Origin of the sequence: Longimonas sp. (assembly GCF_046498435.1) — a bacterium.
Lineage (GTDB): Bacteria > Bacteroidota > Rhodothermia > Rhodothermales > Salinibacteraceae > Longimonas.
The window spans coordinates 1-3,452 of sequence record NZ_JAWOAR010000131.1 but is presented as its reverse complement, the minus strand read 5'-3'; the positions used below and the strand labels follow the sequence as shown (position 1 = coordinate 3,452).

Genomic DNA, 3,452 nt, shown 5'->3' with positions numbered 1-3,452 from the left:
AAACCTGACAGGTCTCCAAGACCTGTCAGGTTTTTGTGTTCGGTCTGATCCCTTCATCCGCAACACCCGCGTTACGTGTGGTGGGGGCACCGCATCGGCAGAAACGCGCTGCCGGGGGCTGGGTGTAATACGGCTGTGCATCCGTTGCTCTGCATCTGCCTGACTCCCCATGCCTCAACACATTACCATTCGCGGCGCGCGCGAGAACAATCTGCAAAGCGTCGATGTCGATATTCCGCGCAACCAGCTTGTGGTCGTTACCGGCCTGTCGGGGTCGGGGAAGTCGAGCCTCGCCTTCGACACGATCTATGCGGAGGGCCAGCGCCGCTACATGGAGAGCCTGAGCGCCTACGCGCGCCAGTTCCTGGAGATGATGGAGCGCCCCGACGTGGACCACATCGACGGGCTCTCGCTGGTCATCTCCATCGAGCAGAAAACCGTGGGCGGCAACCCGCGCTCTACCGTGGGCACGGTCACCGAGGTGTACGACTTTCTGCGCCTGCTCTACGCCCGCGCCGCCACCGCCTACTCGCACGAGACGGGCAACCGGATGCGCAAGCAGAGCGATGACGAAATCATCGATGGCATCCTGGGCTTCCCCAAAGGCACGCGCCTCATGATCCTGGCACCGGTCGTGAAGGGCCGCAAAGGGCACTACCGCGAGCTGTTTGAGCAGACCGCCAGCCAGGGCTTCGAGCGCTTCCGCGTAGATGGTTCCATGCGCACCTACGAGGAGGGCATGAAGCTGGAGCGCTACGAAACACACGACATCGAGGTGGTAGTCGACCGCCTCGTCGTCAAAGACGGCATTCGTCCGCGCGTGGGTCAGAGCGTGCAGACCGCGCTCGACATGGGCGGGGGCACGCTCATCGCGCATGTCGTTGATATTCAGGGGGATGCAGAGGCCGATGTGGATGCGGGCGATCATCTCTTTAGCCGTCATCTGGTGGATCCCGAAACGGGACTCTCGTACGACGAGCCGTCGCCGAATCTCTTCTCGTTCAACACCCCCTACGGTGCCTGCCCAAACTGCGATGGCCTCGGCGTAACCAGCAAACTCGACGCCGACCTGATGATCCCCGATCCCTCGAAAACCATCGCCGAGGGCGGACTCGTGCCGCTGGGCAAACCGCGCGACATCTGGATCTTCAGTCAGCTGGAGGCGGTGGCCGAGGCGTACGACTTTGACTTCGACACGCCCATTGCAGATCTCTCTGACGAACAGCGCGATGTGATTTTGCATGGCGCAGGCGAGGAGCAGTTCGACATCAAGTATCGCTACAAGGGGCGCGCGGTCAACTACACGCACCGCTATGGCGGACTCATGGACCATGTGCAGCACGCCTACGACAACACCGACTCGTCGAAGAAGCGGCGCTGGGCCGAGTCGTTCATGCGCGAGACGACGTGTCCGACCTGCGGCGGGGCGCGCCTCAACAAGATTGCGCGCTCGTATCGGATTGGCGAGCACACGATTGGCGACCTCGCGAACATGGATCTGGAGCGTCTGCGTCGGGTCGTGAACACGCTTTCGTTCGACGGCGAGCAGCAGCGCACGATTGCGCGGCCCATCATCAAGGAGGTGGAGGAGCGGCTCGACTTTCTGGTGAATGTGGGCGTGGGCTACCTCACGCTCGACCGCACGGCCCGCTCGCTCAGTGGTGGCGAGAGCCAGCGCATCCGTCTGGCCACGCAGGTGGGCACGCAGCTTACGGGGGTGCTCTACGTGCTCGACGAGCCCTCGATTGGACTGCATCCGCGCGACAACGAGCGGCTCATCCGGTCGCTGCAATCGCTGCGCGATCTGGGCAATTCGGTGCTGGTGGTGGAGCACGACCGCGAGATGATCGAGGCTGCCGACTACGTGGTCGATCTGGGTCCCGGCGCGGGCGAGAAAGGCGGACACCTGGTGGCCGAGGGTCCGCCCGAGACGCTGACGCATACGAGCGAAAACGGCACCGCCTCCAATGGCACGTCTGGCACCAATGACGTGGTCGTGAACGGCGAGTACACCGGTAGCGTGACGGCAGCGTATCTGCGCGGCGATCGGGTGATTGGCGTGCCTGGCGAGCGGCGCACGGGCTCCGGCGATGTGCTCACCCTGCGGGGCGCGACCGGTCACAATCTGAAGGGCGATCCGCTGCGCATCCCCCTGGGTACGTTTACGTGCATTACCGGCGTGTCGGGCTCGGGGAAGTCCACGCTCATCAACCAGACGCTGTATCCGATTCTGTCGCGGCACCATCACAACGCGAAGACGGTGCCGCTGTCGTACGAGCGCGTTGAAGGTATCGACCACATCGACAAGGTCATCGAGATCGACCAGAAGCCGATTGGGCGCACGCCGCGCTCGAATCCGGCGACCTACACGAAGTTGATGGACTACCTGCGCGACCTCTTTCAGCAGCTGCCCGAAGCGGAAATCCGCGGCTACGGGAAGAGCCGCTTCTCCTTCAACACGAAGGGCGGACGCTGCAAGAAGTGCGGCGGCACAGGCACGGTGACGCTGGAGATGAACTTCCTGCCCGACGTGAAGGTGACGTGCGATGAATGCAACGGCCAGCGCTACAACGAAGAGACACTGGAGGTGCGCTACAAAGGCCACTCCATGGCGGATGTGCTGGATCTGACGGTGACCGAGGCGCTCGATCTGTTCGAGAACCTGCCGCGCATCCAACGCAAGCTGCGCACGCTGGAAGCGGTGGGCCTGGGCTACATCCGGCTGGGCCAGCAGTCCACCACACTCAGCGGCGGTGAGGCCCAGCGCGTGAAGCTCTCGAAAGAGCTATCGCGTCCGGGCACGGGCGACACGCTCTACATCTTGGACGAGCCCACGACCGGCATGCACTTCGAGGACATCCGTCACCTCTTGAACGTGCTGCGTGCGCTGGTGGGCAACGGCAACACGGTCGTCGTCATTGAGCACAACATGGACGTGGTGAAGCAAGCGGACCACATCATTGATTTGGGGCCGGAGGGCGGACAGCGCGGTGGTGAGATTGTGTTCGAGGGGCCGCCCGAAGAATTGGCTCAGGCGGATACGTACACGGCGCACTACGTCCGAGAAGAGCTTGCCCGCGCCCAGCGTGAGGACGCCGTGGTGATGGATCTGAACGCGTTTGTGGAGGAGGGCGCGGCGTAGCCTGCGGCCTGTGGTGCATCTGAAAGCGTAAAGCGCAGTCCCATCGTTGATTTGAGACCGGCTGCACGTCTGCAAGGTCTGGATCCCGGATCTCCGCTTCGCTCCGTCCGGGATGACCTTTTAAGGGGAGCCCCATCCGAGGTGACTTAGTGGAGGAATAGACACAGCCCTCTCACAGAATGTCATCCCGAGCGCATACCGACAGGAGTCGGCATGCAGCCGAGGGATCTCAGGATGACTTCAGTGCATGCGCCAACCCCGCACATCGCAATGGCGGTTGGATGCAGTGCAGAAGCCAGTGGCGCATGGC

At 62.9% G+C, this 3,452-nt stretch carries 1 protein-coding gene; it reads left to right on the top strand.

Features of this window, described 5'->3' with window-relative positions; genetic code table 11:
• The first annotated feature begins 169 nt into the window (after positions 1-169).
• A complete protein-coding gene (gene uvrA, locus R6U20_RS05015) occupies positions 170-3,142 on the top strand; it encodes an excinuclease ABC subunit UvrA (RefSeq protein ID WP_410336770.1) in 2,973 nt (990 codons plus the stop codon).
• Positions 3,143-3,452 lie beyond the last annotated feature (310 nt).